Genomic DNA, 14,761 nt, shown 5'->3' with positions numbered 1-14,761 from the left:
TTCCAAAACAGCAATGCGTGTTTCTCTTTCTCCCACATTCACGATGATCTCTTTGACCAACCGTCAACTCCTTTCTCCGGCAAAAACACCTGAAATCCTACTACGATTCTAGCATACAAACTTCTATCCCACCCTCTTAAGGGGGTATACCTGAAGGAGATGCTTTCTATCTGCCGCCCGTCAGGCAATTTGCAAGCCCAACATGTACAGTGTGTGCGACCATCGCCTCCGATATGTTCTCTGTTGGCATCTCAAACCGCAAAAACTGAAATTTTTTTGGGGTAGAGGGCGGAAACTCTTGACAACGTAGGGGCAGTATGTTATAATGTAAGTGTGAACAAGAGAGGATGCCCGAACAGGGCACAAAGCTCCAAGCTTTGAAAACTCTGTTCACACAATACTCCGAAAGGAGGGAGCGACGATGCGCGCTTCAAAAAGTCGTCGAATGCGGAGCTGTACTCGTCTGGACGAAGAGGGCTTAACTCCACCGGACAGTTTTCTTGGGGCACGGTGCTGAGGCCCGACCCGTCCTGAATGTCGCCGATAAAGGTTCCTAAGAGAACCAAATCTTACGGCGAAACGTGCTACGCGACGGCAACGCGCACGGGAAAGTCGGTCCCCTCGAGCAATTAAATGCCCCGTCATCCAAATTTCGAAAACCCTGCAGCAATCGCTGCAGGGTTTTTACTTTCGCCTTGAAACCGCACCGCCCCCAGCTCCGTAGTCTTGGTGGATTGCCGATAGCTTAAAGGAATAAAGAATTACGATGAGCCGATGGAATGTGGGTGCCCTGGGAATGCGCATGCTCTCTCGCCCCCTACGAAGATGGTTGAATGTACCGCAAGGGCTGCAGATGATGCGGGCGAAATATATTCCCTGGCGCTATAAGCTGCTCGCCCTCGGACTAGGCGCTCTGATAACTGCCCTGCTGATGGCGTTGGAACTGCCGGTGGAATCGCTGCTAGCTACCCTACTTATAGGGCTGCCAATAGATATATCGGTGGATGGTCTTGAGGCCATCCTCGGCCCCCTTGTATTCGGATCGGCGCTCCTGCCCCTCGTACTTCCCCGGCAACGGTTACAAGAGTAAGTACCACCCCCTGCCCTTTTGGCAGCAGGTGATTCGCTGTGGCACGTCGAATACGTTGGAAAAACACGGGGGAGAATGTTCTTGCTCGTGCGACCGGCCTTGAGGGGGAGGGCGTCGGCCTTGAGGGGGAGGGCGTCGGCCTTGAGGGGGAGGGCGTCGGCCTTGAGGGGAAGGGCGTCGGCCTTGAGGGAGAGAGTGCCGTGCGCAGCACCGTCGGCCTTGAGCAGAGGGTTGCTTTTCGGTCTTGCCATTGCGATGGCGTTGCTATCGGCAAATGTTCGCGCACAAAACCCGGCGCAGCTTGCCGGCCAAACGAATGTAAAAATCCTCTCCGTAAGGAACGAGGGGCTGCTCTTCACCGACAACAACTCCGGCGTCAGCGGCGTGGATGTGGCCAGCTCGATTCCGGTGGGTCATCGCGTACTGTGGCTTTTTGGCGATGTGTTTCTTCTTGGCCCTGTGGAAGCCCCCATCCAGAACTATGTTGGCAATGTGAGCAATTGCGGACTTTGGGTACCTCTAGCGCCAGGAGCGACTGCGCTTCACCACTACCAGTTCATTTGTGATGCCGCAACCCAGCTTGCCCGCCAGCTCATACCGCTGGAAAACGGAGAGGGCAACGAGACGCGCCTTTGGCCCTCCGGCGGGTGGTACGATGCCCAAAAGCATCGGCTCTACGTCTACTACTCCATCAACAAAGTGGTCGGTTCGGGTGCCTTCGGGTTTAAAGTCGAGGGCTATGGGCTTGCCTACGCCTCTGTTACCAGTCAGCCCTTGCAATTTAAGCGTCTTCAAGGCCAAAGCAGGGGTCCCCAGAAAATCGAAAGATTTTCTGGGGCAGGGCCTTCCCCTCATATAAAATCACAAGGTTTCCTCTGGTGGCCTCTCAAGGCCGACGCCCTTCCCCTCAATTCCGGAGCGACTTTCGGCTGCACTGTTATTGATGACCCCACCGATCCCTATCTCTACATCGTGGGCATGGAAGACCGGCAAGGACACCACTATGGGAAGTTAGCCCGCGTGTTAAAATCGCACATCGAAGATTTTCAAGCCTACGAGTACTTCGCCGGCTACGGAGAAAACCCACAGAAACCGCATTGGAGCAAGCGTGTGCAAGATGCGGCCGATGTGGAAGGACTTAAGGACTTCCCCAACGAACTTTCCATCGCTTACAACGCCTATCTTGGAGCCTATCTGGCCGTCTATTCGGAGGGGGTTTTTTCTCAACGGGCGCTTTTGTGCGAAGCCTCAAATCCCTGGGGCCCCTATCGCCCCATCGGCGAGATCAGCACGCCCCACAGAGCTTTCGAGAACGCTTTCTGCTACGCATGCAAAGAGCACCCGGAACTTGCCGAGCAAAACGGCCGCATTATCTATGTTACCTATGTAGACAGCGAACGCTATTGGCCACAGCTGCTGAAAGTTACACTGCAAAAACAGACGAACGCACCCTAATCACCGAGGAGGTTTGCTATGACTGCCAACACAACACCACGAGAATGGCGCTCTTACTGGCGCCTTACCCCCGAACAGGTGGCACAGTACGAGCGCGATGGATATGTGCTGTTCCACCAGCCGCTTTTCTCTGAAGAGAAGTTTGCCCGCCTTAAAGCCATTTTCGAGGAGAACCTCGAGCGCTACGGGCCGGATAACCTCGATGTAATTCACTTTCGCGATCCGAGACTGCTTGAGTTTCTCCTATCCGAGGAGGTGCTAAACCTCGTCGAGCCGGTTGTGGGGCCGAACATTGGACTTTGGAGCAGCCACTTTATCTGCAAACCGCCCTACACGGGCAAAGCCACCCCGTGGCATGAGGATTCGGCCTACTGGAACGGCCGTGTCTCCACCATGGCCGGCATCTGCACTGTTTGGCTCGCCATAGATGAAGCCACTCCGGAAAACGGCTGCATGCGCGTGATTCCCGGCACTCACAACAACGGTTTCTCGGAATATGAGCCGGTAGATACCGCCCAAAACATCTTTGGGTCGCAGATTCGTCCCGAATTGATAGATGAGAGCAAAGCGGTCTACTTTGCCTTGAAACCGGGGGAGTGCAGCCTACACGAGGCGCGGCTCATTCATGGAGCGCGTGCCAACACCTCGCCGAAGCGCCGCGCCGGCTATACGATGCGCTATTTCCCTACTTCCAGCAAAGTCTACCCTGAGCGCAATCAGGGTCATAAAATATGGTTGGCACGCGGTGTAGACTTGGCCGGCAACCATTATGAGAACGCCTAGAGAAGAGGCGGCTTCAGCGCCGTTTTGGCTTAGAGATGGGCGGGGGGGCGATGTAGGCGGGGGCGAGCGCCACCGGGCTTTCACCCGCCTCCCCTCGCTCTTTGCGTAGCCAAGCAAGCCGCCCTACTGTGGAGGCGCGAGGAGCTTCAGGACAGAATGCGGCCAACGATAGATGCTCTGGAAACGATCTCTGCCATCGGCGGAAGATATCGGACGCGGCAGGGCCGCAAAGTATCAGGGGCTTCTCTTTAAACCCTTCCATTCGTTGTTCCAACTCGGCCACAGAGAACGCTGCCGGCTCCACAAGGGCTTTCGGCAAAATGTCAGAGACATCGTACACCGCTCCGTACACAATATCCGCACGACACGGCAGCACCACCAAAACGACGGCCTCGCCCAACCCCAGATATTCGGCGGCCAACGCCTCAAGCGCATTAACCCCAAAGAGAGGGCGACCGTAGACTTCGGCAAAGACCTTGGCGGTCATCACCCCGATGCGTGTACCGGTGAAGGAGCCTGGGCCTATGCCAACGGCAAATGCACCTATTTGCTCTAAAGTTACATAGGCGTCGTTACAGAGGCCCTCTAGCGTTGCCGGTAGGTTCTCCGAAAGATGCATCTCATGACGAAACGTGCGTTCGGCCTGCAGGCGTCCCTTACGCAGCACGGCAAGGCTGCATACATCGCCCGAAGTCTCCATGGCCAGAAGCGTCTCCGGCGTTTGAACAGTGCCAGGTTCTTCAACTCTGGCCATGCTGTACAGTCCTTTCCAACATCTCTAGCAAGGCGACGGCTCGCTCGCCTTTCGCCTGCAGATGCAGCAAGCGCAACTCTTGTTCGGGAAGAGGAGCTTCAAAATAGATTTCGAGCCGTTCTTCGGGCAATAGCGTGGCGATCCGATCGGCCCACTCCACCGCGAACACAGCAGGGCGCGCAAAATACTCCTCCAGTCCTAAGGTTGCCGCGGCGGCGGCATCGTCGAGCCGATAGGCGTCTATATGGATCAAGGGGATAGGCCCGTGATACTCTTGAATGAGGGCGAATGTCGGGCTAGTTACAGGCTCTTGCAGATTCATGCCTTCTCCAAGGGCGCGAACGAAAAAGGTCTTTCCTGTTCCTAAGGCCCCGGTAAGAGCCAGCACATCACCGGCTTGCACCCTTTTTCCCAGCGCTTGCCCGCAGCGTCGCATCTGGTTTTGGTCGGAAATGGAGAGGGTTCGCATCACTCCTCCAAAGCACTTTGTATCTCTTCAGCAATACGTTGCGCCGCCTCCACCGGGTTTTGGGCCGTGAGAATGGGACGCCCGATCACCAAATAGCTCGCGCCCCGCCGAATGGCCTCGGCCGGGGTAAGCGTACGCGCCTGGTCGTCGGCTACATTCTGAGCCGGCCGCACGCCCGGTGTAATAAAGAGATGACCTGGTTCAGGAAAAGCGGTGCGAAGCGCGATAAGCTCCTGCGGAGAGGCCACAACCCCTCCACAACCGCTTTGGAAGGCAAGACGCGCGAGATGGACAACCAGTTCCTCCATCGGCTCGGTTACCCGCAACTCCTGCTTCAAAACCGTCGGCGAGATGCTGGTAAGCACGGTTACCCCAAACAAGAAAGGCGGCTCCCGTTGCGCCTCTTGGGCTGCTTCTAGCGCGGCACGGTGGGCAGCTTCCAGCATGTTGCGCCCTCCGAACGTGTGCAGCGTTACCGCCCACACTCCCAGATGGGCAAGCCCGCGAACGGCGCCCATCACCGTGTTAGGGATGTCGTGCAGCTTTGCATCGAGAAAAATCTTCTGCGCGCCTGCAGCGTGTAAACGAGGCACAACGCCGGGGCCTTCGGCCATCAGCAGCTCTAGCCCCACCTTGAAAACGCCTACATGCTCTCGAAGAAGCTCCACATAGCGAAGCGCCGCATCGCCACTGGGCACATCGAGCGCACAGATAATTCGCTCTGCTGGCCGCATGCCTACCCTCCCATAGGCCAAAACTGATCCCAGGCCTGCCAGAAGGAATCGGCCCGCGAGCAGATAAGGCGCGACCCCACTCGCTCCACCCCTTTCTTCCCCAAAAAGTCGTTCGCCCTGTCCGGCGTGGCCAACTCAACCTCAAAGGTAACAGGTGGATCGAATTTGAGAGGTTTTGGCCAGTCGCGCCGTGTGAGCGCGCTGTAGACGCGCCCCTCGATCAGCGCACAGGCATCGCTTGCCGGCAGATGACGGGCGCTAAAGCGCCCTAGCCCTATCTTTACCGGTGCCTGAACCACCTGAGGCCCTATCAACTCGGCAACCTCTCTACAGGTCGCTGCGTCGCCCGAAACAAAGACACAAGGGGTGTTGAAGTCGCCACAGATGGCCGCGATAATTCCCGACTCGCCCACCAACGTCCCGTTAATGCGAGCGTTATACCAACTTTGCGAAGAAACCGTATGGCAGAGCACTCCATCCGACGTGCCGGCCATCGCATGGGCGCCCACAAACAGAGCCGCATCGCAACCGGCCTCTAAAGGCGCGATGTAGCGTGCCCATGGATACCCCAGTACATACTCGGCACCGCTCTCAAGTCGCTCCGGTATGAGGCTCTTAAAGCTCCACGGCCCGCCGGCCCCGTGGCCATCCACCACCACGATCTCCGTGGCTCCAGCTCGTTTGCAGCCGCGCACCGCCGCGTTCACCTCTTCCGTATAAAGCCGGCGCCCCTCTTCGTAGAGGGGCGCTCCCCCGTTTACCTGCTCCCAAACGGAGATGCCGGCAACGCCCTCCATGTCACACCACAGCATCACTCGCATAGGACAAACTCCTTTCGTTGTACCGCCTCTGAATTTCAATCTGCCGTCTAAGTTTACCTCAGCCGTAGCAAGCCGATTTTCACCCTGCTGCGAGCACCGATGGCGCGGCTTTTGGATTCCTCCCATCCAAAATCCTTAGTATTTCCGAAACTTCTCCTGCACATCTCTCGTATTCGTGAAGGAAAAGCCTTTGCGCAAACCATGATAGGCCCTCCTTATGCGATAATTTCCTGGCCTGCGAAACGTCTCTTCCGCACGGCCTATCTATTCGGAGGAAAAAGGAGTCTCGAAACTTGTCCATAGCGCGTTTTCATCGCCTACAGAGTCTTTGTTGGTACCTTGCCGGCTTTGTGCTTGCCTCGATGGGAGGTTCCGCGGCAACAGCCCAGCAAACGATGCCCGCAAACCCTCCCTCCGCACCAACCGGCGTCACCCCGCTTCCAGCAACCCCCCCGCCGACGAATCTGCAGGCGCCCGTTCCTGCGCCCATTCATCCTCTGCCCGAGCCGGCCCATCCTCAATTGGTCTCTCCTACCCTACAACAGGTGGAAGGGCGTGTTCCTCCCCATCCCATCACCCTGCAACAGGCCGTCGCGATCGGGCTGGCCAACAGCCGCGCGCTCGCTTTGGCCGTTGAGGCCCTCCAACAGGCCCACGGACGCACCGTGCAGGCGCGAGATGCTTTTAACCCCACCCTTACCGGCCAGTTCACCTTTACCCATCTCGATGCCGGCCAATCCTTCAAATTCGGCCAACAGACCATTACCATTGTGAACCAAGATCAGCGTCAGCTCCAAGCCGTCGCTTCCCTCCCCATAGACATCACCGGCTTGCTGCGCACGGCTAAAGATCAAGCGCAATTTGAAGAGATCGCGGCGCGCATCTCCGTAAACCAAACCCAAAATGACACGGTTTTGGCCATTAAAAACGCCTTCTATAACGTGTTGCGTGCTCAAGCTCTTGTCGTCGTCGCAAAAGAGACTCTGCAAAACGACCTCGATCGCCTTGCCGACGCCCAAAAAAAGCTAAAAGCGGGCACGGCAGCCCCTTTTGATGTGTTAAGCGCGCAAACCGATGTGGCCAACGCACAACAGCAACTTATTGCCGCACAAAGCAATGTAAGTCTCGCCATTGCGCAGTTAAACAGCGCCCTCGGCATCGCTATAGATACGCCTCTGGAAGTCAGCGACGCCGGCGCCGTTGAAAACCCGCCCGATGTGCCCCCTCCCAGCGCCCTTCAGCAGCTGGGTAACCTGGAGGTGCCTCAAAACATGGACACCGGCCAAGCCGCCCGTAGCTCGTTGAACCTCGGCAGCGAATACGATGCGCTCGTGCAAGAGGCCTTAAAAACACGCCCCGAAGTGCTTGCCGCCGATGCGCAGTTAGCGGCAGCCCGAAAAGGCATTCTGCTTGCGCAGAAAAGCTATCTGCCCTCCGTGGCCGTCTCCGCTCAAGTGACCTACTCTCCAGATGCCGCCGGGTTTACCCCTAAAACCACATCGGGCGCTTTGGTGCTCTCCGTCTCCATTCCACTTTACGACGGCGGTCAGGCCAGTGCCCAACTCGAACAGGCTCGCGCGCTCGTCGCGCAGGCCGAGACCCAACGCCGCAACGCCATTGACCAGGTGGAACTCGATGTTCGCAGCGCCTATCTCAACCTGCTCCAGGCCCGCGACAGGGTGGCCGTGGCGAATCAGGCGCTTGCCGAAGCGCGCGAGAGCTATCGTTTAGCCACCGTGCGCTACACCAGCGGCGTGTCGCCCATCCTGGAAGTGAGCAATGCACAGGCAGCCCTCACTCAAGCAGAACAAAACCAAGTGAATGCTCTCTACGACTACAATAACGCTCGCGCAGCCCTCGATCGCGCCGTAGGGCGCTACTCCTATACCCTACAAAGTGCCGGGTATCAAAGCCAGCCCTCACCCCATGCGCTTGGTCTGCCGAATCTGCCCTCCGGAGGTTCCCGATGAACAAGCTCCATAAAGCACAAAAGCTTCTTACCCTTTTTGCAGCTGCCGGTCTTTTAGGGCCTCTTCTTACCGGATGCGCACATTCTTCAAAACCGGCAGCCACTTCGGCCACCCCCACGTCCGATACGAAAGCGGCCGTGCTCGTGCAGGTAACTCCCGCACGCATCGGCACCATCGAACAGACAACCGTCGTAACCGGTGTGCTCACGGCCCTCAACGATGTTACCGTGGGTGCCAAGGCAGCCGGCAAGCTCGTGGCCGTCTACTATCGTGAAGGAGACAGCGTAAAGGCGGGGCAGGTGGTTGCACAACAAGACACCACCGATCTCCAAGCACAACTCGAACAGCAGCAGGCCAATCTCCAAGCGGCCATCGCCCGGCTCGACCAGGCCAGAGTGGAATACCACAGCGCTCTCACCAATCTGCAACTAACCAAATCGCAAACGCAACATGCCATCGCCCAAGCACAGGCCGCTTTGAACGCCGCCAAAGAGCAGGCCAAAATTGTGGAAGAGGGTGCCCGCTCGGAAGACCGCGAACAGGCCCGTCAGAAGATGTTGGCGGCCAAAGCCGCCTACGACCAAGCCCGTTCCGATCTGCAACGCTACGAGAGCCTCTACCGCCAAAACGCCATCTCGGCTCAACAGCTCGATCAGGCCCAGACAGCAGCCGACCAAGCACAAGCTAACTATATCGCTGCCCAACAGGCCTACGACGAAATTCAAGCGGGCAACCGCCCAGAAGAGATCAAAAGCGCACAGTATAATGTGGAGCAGGCCGAGCAGGCGCTTCAAACCGCACTGGCCAATCGCGACCAGATTAAGCTGCGCGAAGAGGATGTGAAAAATGCCCAAGCCGCCATCCAGACGGCCCTAGCGCAGGTGAACCAGGCCAAAGCCGCCGTAGCCTATGCCCGACAACAGCTTGAAGATACCACCATCACCACGCCCATCTCTGGAGTGGTAGCCGCGCGCCTGGCAGAGCCAGGAGAACAGCTTGCAGCCGGAAAATCGGTGCTCGAAATCGTCTCTTTGGAAAACATCTACTTCGACGCCCAACTGCCCGAATCCCAATTTGAAAAGGTGCATATCGGTCAGCCGGTAACCGTCACCGTGGATGCTTTGCCTGGGAAAACGTTTCAAGGACGTGTCAGCAAACTCTTCCCGGTGGCCTCTGCACAAGCCAGAAGCTTCACCGTGCGCATCTCGTTGCCTAACGACAGCCACCAGCTACGCCCTCAAATGTTTGCAAGAGGTACTATTGTGCTCGACGTTCATCCCCACGCTGTGCTCGTGCCCTATCTTGCCGTTCTTAATCCAAGCGACGGAGTGGGTACGGTGTTTGTTGTAGAGAACAACGTTGCACACCAACGCAAGGTACAGCTCGGCTTCGTTACTCCGGACAAAATAGAGATTCGCAGCGGTGTTTCTGCTGGCGAGGCGGTGGTGACCCAGGGACAGATGCAGTTGCAGGACGGCATGAAGGTACAGATCGAACCTCCGAACACATCTTCTTCGATTTCGGAGTAAACGCCATTTAAAGGCGGGGAGTGAGCACTGCTCACTCCCCGCCGTGTGCTTTTAATGCCCCGTTTCTGTTCTCATCAGTGGTTCAGCGCCGAAACCATAGCGCCTGGCCGCTAATCTCTAAAACGGCCTATCTGGAAGAGGGGGCTGATCGTCCGGTGGCGGAGGGGGCGGTGGCCCCTGATCGCCAGGAGGCGGAGGAGGTTGCCCGCCGGGCATCTCGAAGTGGAACGTAAAGGGCTTGCCCGTCATCTGCTGCCATTGTGCCAGTTGGTCGGGGGTGAGCAGAGCGAGCACCTTCTTCCCGGCATCTACACGCTGTTGATAGAGCTTCTGCTCCAGTTGGGCAAATTGGGCCCCAAAACCGCCGGGACCCCTCCCGAAGGGGCGTGGGCCCCCTGCAGGCCCAGGCGGAGGCCCACCGGGGCCGCCAGGAGGTGGAGGAGCACCCTGATCGTTAGGCGGGGGGCCTGGAGGACCGCCCGGAGGGTTATTCCCACCACGGTTGAAGAGAGACGACATAGTTTGCCGCGTCGTTTGCTGATACTGCTGCCATATCTGTTGAATCTCCTGGCGCTGCTGATCGTTGAGATTCAACTTGGCGGCCAGCTTATCGTCGGCAAGCGCCAAAGCGGTGCGCCACTGCAGATCGAGCTGTTGCAAACGCTGCTGCTGATCGTCCGTAAGCACCTGGGAGATCTGTTTCTGCTCTTCGTCCTGCAGTTCCTGCTGTAGCGCGGCCATGGCGCTTTGGCGTTTCTGGAAAAGCTCCTGACGCTCCTCCGGCGTCATATTATCGAAGTCGGAGCGACTCGGCGGCGGATTCTGCTGCATCCAATCGCGTATCTTTTGCATCCGCTGTTGTGCCATATCGCGCTGAATCTGCCCGATCTTCTGTCGCTGGTCTTGGCTTAGCCCCAACTCCTGTTGCACATCGGGCCGCCCCAGCAAGGCCATCGCGCTGGACTGGCGGGGGTCCATCATAAAACCGCCGGGGCCAAAGCGAAAGCCCATCGGCCCTCCAAAGCCACGCCCTTGCCTTCCTTGAAAACCTCCTGGGCCGGGCGGCGGCCCGCCTTGTCCAAACCCTTGTGCGCTGCACGTTACCGTGGCCACACTCCATCCGATCCCGAAAGCCACACCGGCAAGGCGCAACCATCGAAAATGGTGTTTGTTCATCGTCTTATCCTCCACAAGTTTCAGAGCGCTTTCAGCAAACGCTTTGAACGCGCCTGAACATTGCATCTATTCAGACGACACACCGCAAAAAGAGTTATCTTCACTTTCATTCCGGTGAAGATATCGTAGGAGGATGCGGTGCCCCGAAAGGAATGCGGTAAGGCGCCTGTTCCCTCAGGTCATAGAGCGAGGCGCGGGCTATCGGCAGCCCTCTCGCCTCCAGCATGTCCACAACACGTGCCACACAAGCCCGTTTGTTCGGCTCCTCTTCAAAAAGACTTAGGTTCTGATCTTTCTCCGCCAACAGGCCCGAAAAGGTGATGGAAACCCGTATCGGCTGGTAGTTAAACCGTGTGGAAGGCACCCTATCCAGCAGTTTGCGCACAATAGGCAACCAGGTGCTCTCCTCGTTGGCATGCAGATGTTTCGTGCTTCGCTGCCGCCAAGAGTACGTTGTGAAATCGTACCGATGCCGATAATCCACCCGAACCTCCACGTTGGAAGCCCCCAACGCCTCCTCTCTTAATCGCTTAAGCGCCTTCTCGCAAAGCCTTAGAAGAATGCGGTGCGCACCATAACGATCTCGAAATTCCGGCGGTAAAACGTGCGAACAGTTCACCGACTTACGCGGGCGCCCCCAATACCCACCATAATCCATCTCCAACGAGCCACGAAGCATCCAATACCAACGCGCTCCAACCACACTACCCCAAGCCCGACGCAGATGCACCACATCGGCCTCATAAAGATCGCGTACGCTTCGTATGTTATGCTGATTTAGACGTGCGAGCATCCTTTTGGCGATTCCGGGCAGATCGGTGAGTTCGAGCGCAAAGAGGGCTTCCGGCAGATCGGTGCTCTCATAGATAGTAAGACCATCGGGCTTTTGACGTTCACAGGCCACCTTGGCCAAAAAGGTGTTCGGGCCGATGCCAATGGAGCAGCGCATCTGGTCGCCGAGCTGGGCCTTTATGGCGCGCTGTACCTGACGGGCTAAGGCCTCCTCCATCGGGCGCCCCTGCACTGTCCGCCCGATCCCACAAACCATCTCGTCTATGCTAAGCACCTGAACCGAAACGAAATAGGCTTGAAGCAGCTCACAGAGAGCACGATGATACTGCACATAAAGCAGGGGGCGTGCCTCTACCACCACCAGTTCTGGACAGAGACGACGCGCCGTCCTCACGCTGGTGCCGGTGCGAATGCCAAACGCTTTTGCCTCATAAGAGGCGGCTATCGCGCAAGTTGTCGGCACCTTAAGCGGCACCACAATAACGGGCTTTCCCCGCAGCGCCGCGTTTTCTTGCTGCTCCACAGAGGCGAAAAAAGCGTTCATATCGAGAAAAAACCGCCGGCTCACCGCGTCTTTCCCCCACGAAGATTTTTAGCTCAATTTTAGCATAATTTTGTCTACCTATTTTTATTCTAACATTCTCTTCTGCAGAGGGAAGAGGTGAGGCATTTTGCGCCCTCAACAGGCCAAGCCGGCAGTTTCACACCTATCTGCATAGAGTAAGTCAAATAAGAGAGGGCGCATCGCGTTCGGAAGACTTAGTTGGCCGGAGGAGAGGAAAACAGCGAGAAGATGGGGTTTTGCCAAGCGGTGCCTTGTAGCAGACGCAGCCCCCGCCGATGATCGGCGCCCCGACGCAGGAGCACAAAATCGCCGGAAGCTTGAATAACTCCATATGCAGGGGTTTTTAACAGCTGCGCCACCATATAGGCATAGTTGTTGGCCGTAAGAGGCCACTCATTCGGCGCGATATTCAATACCACATACTCTACATCGCTTTGTGCAAAGCGACGCTGCAGCTCTTTGGGCGGCAACGCATGAAAATCCTGCAGCTCCTCGTTGCGCAGAGCTTGGGCGCTGTTTCCCCAAGCGGCCGCCTGAAACGGGTTGGGGAAAACGTAAACCCGTTCGCGTTGGGCCAACCAGGTCGTAAGCGCCGATTGGGCGGAAACGCTGGCATCAGAGGGAATTTGGCGCAGCCATCGGCGCACCTTTTGGCTTTGCGCTTCACTTAGCATCGGCGGATAGGGGGAGGTGGTTCCAAGCCAAGCTCCCATAAGGTGTGTCGCCATAGAGGCGCAGACCAAAACGCCTCCACCCAATAAGCCATAAGTGCACCGCCGCCAAATGGGATAGTTTTGAAATAGCTCTCCAACGCGTTCTATTCCTAAAACCGTGCCCAACATGAGCAAAGGAATGATGGGTGCCGAATAGTGAAAGCCGACGTAGTGCATCTGAACGCGATCGGCAAGCAGATTGCTGAGGAGGATAGGAACAAGAAGCGCCAAAATCTCCGGTGCAAGCAGAGGCATAAAAGCCAACGGATAGAGCAGATCGCCCAAATAGGCCAGATTTTGGTCGGATATAACTATGGTCAGCACGCGTAGAGGATGCAGCAACAGATATGCTATGATGCCGAACAGGCTATTGCCATAGGCATGATAAAGCGAAAGATAGGCCGATGGATGCCCTCCGTTGAGCCATTGCATGATTTTGAGAGCCGTTAAAAGCCATGTCACACTAAACAGGCTCACCGCAAGCCCACGTCTCCAACCGTCTTTGGCACCCACATAAAACCCCAACATCATCCCCACCAAGCCGCAACTCTCTTTGCAGGCCAAGGCACCGATAAGCAGTGACCAAAAGGCTTTCCACCGCCTTTTTTCTAACGCTACAAAAGCGAAAAGGAGGAATGGGGTGATGAATGCATCCGGGTGAAAGTCAAATAGATTGATCCACTGCAAGGCCGGATAGAAGAGATAGGCCAAAGCAAGCGCTATGCCTAGCAGTTGGCTGCGCAGCCGAGATAGTGTTAACAGATAGACCGCTATTGCTCCACTTGCCAGCCCAAGCGTTTGAAGCACTAACAATGTTTTTGGATCGGGAAAAAGACGATAGATGAGGGCGATGGGGAGGAGAATGGGCGAGAAATGATCGGCAAACAGGTTCAGCCCCCGCAGCGTTATAAAGGGCGTTTGAAACCGGCTTAGCAGCCAAACCCCCTGCACAAAAATGCCGAGGTCGTAGGCCATAGCGCCAAAGCGTTCGTAGCGGGTGACACTGCAGCGAATTCCCCAAGCCACATAAAACCCCATAGCCAGCAACACAATAACTAGGGGCACATATCTCCAACCCTTGGTGTGTAGGGCCAACAGGGAAAAACGTGGTCTTCTACCTTTAGGCCACGCATAAGCAACCGGCGAACCTACAAACTCCTCCTGCGGCACGGCGCGACTCTGCAGCCTTTATAATATCCCTTTGCATTCGTGCTACTTTCCGCCATTAGTAGTGGAAAGTAGGAGGCAGAGGCTTAGCATGATTAAGCATCTGTACCTGTTCCATGGGAGAGACGTTTCGCTTGGGTGGCTCCAACAGGCGATAAGCGATTATCGCCAACACAATACCCAGTGCAGCCAATACCGCTATAACTACCACCTGTGGAAGTTCGCGATTCATCTTCCTCTTCCTACCGATACGCCGGTGGAATAACGCTTAACAAACAGTCTACAAACTGACTGTCCGACACGTTTGGCGCTCCACAGTAGTCAATTCGACGGTCGTTAATATCCTCTCGAACGGAGTTATACCACATGTAGGTTGGAGAAACGGTTGAGGCTAGGCGCATCCACTTGACATGCCCATCGGCAAAGGCCCAGTTGCCCCCTTTATTGTGCCAAAACGGTAATGAACCACCTCCTGCGTCGTACTCCCATGGGAACGTCCAGGTGCCCAGGTCCGGCCAAAAGTCGCGTGTCTCCAGAATCAAGATCAGTTCAGAAGGCCGCCTAATCCACGATTGACGTGGTATATGGTCAAGGCGTATCTTGTGATCGATCTCGTTGTTGAACACGTCCCCGTTCAACGCCAAATTGGATTCGCTATGGAAATGCCTATGAAGCCAATCCTGGCGGGTCATCGTACCATCTTGCAGGCACCCAAAATCCCCCGGCCAATCGAACTCGTTACG

14 protein-coding genes are annotated in these 14,761 nt (G+C 56.5%); 5 read left to right on the top strand and 9 right to left on the bottom strand.

Annotated features, from left to right (window positions below; all coding sequences use genetic code 11):
* Nucleotides 1-766: 766 nt before the first annotated feature.
* The 3 genes from VKV18_RS07840 to VKV18_RS07830 all read left to right on the top strand — a co-directional run bounded on the left by VKV18_RS07840 (nt 767) and on the right by VKV18_RS07830 (nt 3,328).
* Nucleotides 767-1,090, top strand: a complete 324-nt coding sequence (locus VKV18_RS07840) for a hypothetical protein (protein ID WP_324203654.1) — start codon at nt 767-769, stop codon at nt 1,088-1,090.
* A gap of 195 nt (nt 1,091-1,285) precedes the next feature.
* Nucleotides 1,286-2,545, top strand: coding sequence for a DUF4185 domain-containing protein (locus VKV18_RS07835; RefSeq protein WP_324203653.1), 1,260 nt, complete (start codon nt 1,286-1,288; stop codon nt 2,543-2,545).
* Between the two features lie 18 nt (nt 2,546-2,563).
* The gene (locus VKV18_RS07830) at nt 2,564-3,328 is read left to right on the top strand and encodes a phytanoyl-CoA dioxygenase family protein (protein ID WP_324203652.1); all 765 of its coding nucleotides are present in this window, start codon (nt 2,564-2,566) and stop codon (nt 3,326-3,328) included.
* Nucleotides 3,329-3,341: 13 nt separating this feature from the next.
* Here VKV18_RS07830 and tsaB read toward each other — a convergent pair whose 3' ends face one another.
* Genes tsaB through VKV18_RS07810 form a run of 4 tightly spaced genes read right to left on the bottom strand, consistent with a single transcriptional unit; the run spans nt 3,342 to nt 6,106 of the window.
* Nucleotides 3,342-4,082: a tRNA (adenosine(37)-N6)-threonylcarbamoyltransferase complex dimerization subunit type 1 TsaB gene (gene tsaB / locus VKV18_RS07825; RefSeq protein WP_324203651.1), complete on the bottom strand. Its 741-nt coding sequence runs from the start codon at nt 4,080-4,082 to the stop codon at nt 3,342-3,344.
* The gene (gene tsaE / locus VKV18_RS07820; protein ID WP_324203650.1) at nt 4,069-4,551 is read right to left on the bottom strand and encodes a tRNA (adenosine(37)-N6)-threonylcarbamoyltransferase complex ATPase subunit type 1 TsaE; all 483 of its coding nucleotides are present in this window, start codon (nt 4,549-4,551) and stop codon (nt 4,069-4,071) included. The genes tsaB and tsaE overlap by 14 nt, the downstream gene beginning before the upstream one ends.
* Nucleotides 4,551-5,285 carry an orotidine-5'-phosphate decarboxylase gene (pyrF, locus tag VKV18_RS07815; protein WP_324203649.1) on the bottom strand — a complete coding sequence of 245 codons (735 nt, stop codon included), beginning with the start codon at nt 5,283-5,285 and terminating at the stop codon, nt 4,551-4,553. Before pyrF ends, tsaE begins: the two co-directional genes overlap by 1 nt.
* A 2-nt stretch (nt 5,286-5,287) precedes the next feature.
* A complete protein-coding gene (locus tag VKV18_RS07810) occupies nt 5,288-6,106 on the bottom strand; it encodes a M55 family metallopeptidase (protein WP_324203648.1) in 819 nt (272 codons plus the stop codon).
* Nucleotides 6,107-6,399: 293 nt separating this feature from the next.
* On the opposite strand from VKV18_RS07810, the gene VKV18_RS07805 reads away from it, so the two are divergent.
* Together VKV18_RS07805 and VKV18_RS07800 are read left to right on the top strand one after the other, a co-directional pair.
* Entirely contained in the window at nt 6,400-8,076 is a 1,677-nt protein-coding gene (locus VKV18_RS07805; protein ID WP_324203647.1) for a TolC family protein, read from the top strand.
* A complete protein-coding gene (locus tag VKV18_RS07800; RefSeq protein WP_324203646.1) occupies nt 8,073-9,605 on the top strand; it encodes an efflux RND transporter periplasmic adaptor subunit in 1,533 nt (510 codons plus the stop codon). The genes VKV18_RS07805 and VKV18_RS07800 overlap by 4 nt, the downstream gene beginning before the upstream one ends.
* Before the next feature lie 117 nt (nt 9,606-9,722).
* Here the strand turns inward: VKV18_RS07800 and VKV18_RS07795 are convergent, their stop codons facing one another.
* The 5 genes from VKV18_RS07795 to VKV18_RS07775 form a co-directional block, all read right to left on the bottom strand.
* Complete coding sequence (locus VKV18_RS07795) at nt 9,723-10,781, bottom strand: hypothetical protein (RefSeq protein WP_324203645.1); 1,059 nt, start codon at nt 10,779-10,781, stop codon at nt 9,723-9,725.
* A 106-nt stretch (nt 10,782-10,887) separates the two neighbouring features.
* A complete protein-coding gene (locus VKV18_RS07790) occupies nt 10,888-12,141 on the bottom strand; it encodes a hypothetical protein (RefSeq protein ID WP_324203644.1) in 1,254 nt (417 codons plus the stop codon).
* Nucleotides 12,142-12,332: 191 nt separating this feature from the next.
* Nucleotides 12,333-13,916, bottom strand: coding sequence for a DUF2079 domain-containing protein (locus VKV18_RS07785; RefSeq protein ID WP_324203643.1), 1,584 nt, complete (start codon nt 13,914-13,916; stop codon nt 12,333-12,335).
* 160 nt (nt 13,917-14,076) lie between these two features.
* A complete protein-coding gene (locus VKV18_RS07780) occupies nt 14,077-14,250 on the bottom strand; it encodes a hypothetical protein (RefSeq protein ID WP_324203642.1) in 174 nt (57 codons plus the stop codon).
* A gap of 10 nt (nt 14,251-14,260) precedes the next feature.
* A partial coding sequence (locus VKV18_RS07775; RefSeq protein WP_324203641.1) for an H-X9-DG-CTERM domain-containing protein occupies nt 14,261-14,761 on the bottom strand: 501 nt, incomplete at its 5' end.

Source organism: Chthonomonas sp., assembly GCF_035294505.1.
Lineage (GTDB): Bacteria > Armatimonadota > Chthonomonadetes > Chthonomonadales > Chthonomonadaceae > Chthonomonas.
This window is presented reverse-complemented; position numbering and strand designations above follow the sequence as displayed.

Excerpts from the sequence above, each read along its gene's own strand:
- VKV18_RS07840 (WP_324203654.1), top strand. The coding sequence starts at position 767 with ATGAGCCGATGGAATGTGGGTGCCCTGGGAATGCGCATGCTCTCTCGC.
- VKV18_RS07830 (WP_324203652.1), top strand. The coding sequence starts at position 2,564 with ATGACTGCCAACACAACACCACGAGAATGGCGCTCTTACTGGCGCCTT.
- tsaB (WP_324203651.1), bottom strand. The coding sequence starts at position 4,082 with ATGGCCAGAGTTGAAGAACCTGGCACTGTTCAAACGCCGGAGACGCTT.
- tsaE (WP_324203650.1), bottom strand. The coding sequence starts at position 4,551 with ATGCGAACCCTCTCCATTTCCGACCAAAACCAGATGCGACGCTGCGGG.
- pyrF (WP_324203649.1), bottom strand. The coding sequence starts at position 5,285 with ATGCGGCCAGCAGAGCGAATTATCTGTGCGCTCGATGTGCCCAGTGGC.
- VKV18_RS07810 (WP_324203648.1), bottom strand. The coding sequence starts at position 6,106 with ATGCGAGTGATGCTGTGGTGTGACATGGAGGGCGTTGCCGGCATCTCC.
- VKV18_RS07800 (WP_324203646.1), top strand. The coding sequence starts at position 8,073 with ATGAACAAGCTCCATAAAGCACAAAAGCTTCTTACCCTTTTTGCAGCT.
- VKV18_RS07795 (WP_324203645.1), bottom strand. The coding sequence starts at position 10,781 with ATGAACAAACACCATTTTCGATGGTTGCGCCTTGCCGGTGTGGCTTTC.
- VKV18_RS07780 (WP_324203642.1), bottom strand. The coding sequence starts at position 14,250 with ATGAATCGCGAACTTCCACAGGTGGTAGTTATAGCGGTATTGGCTGCA.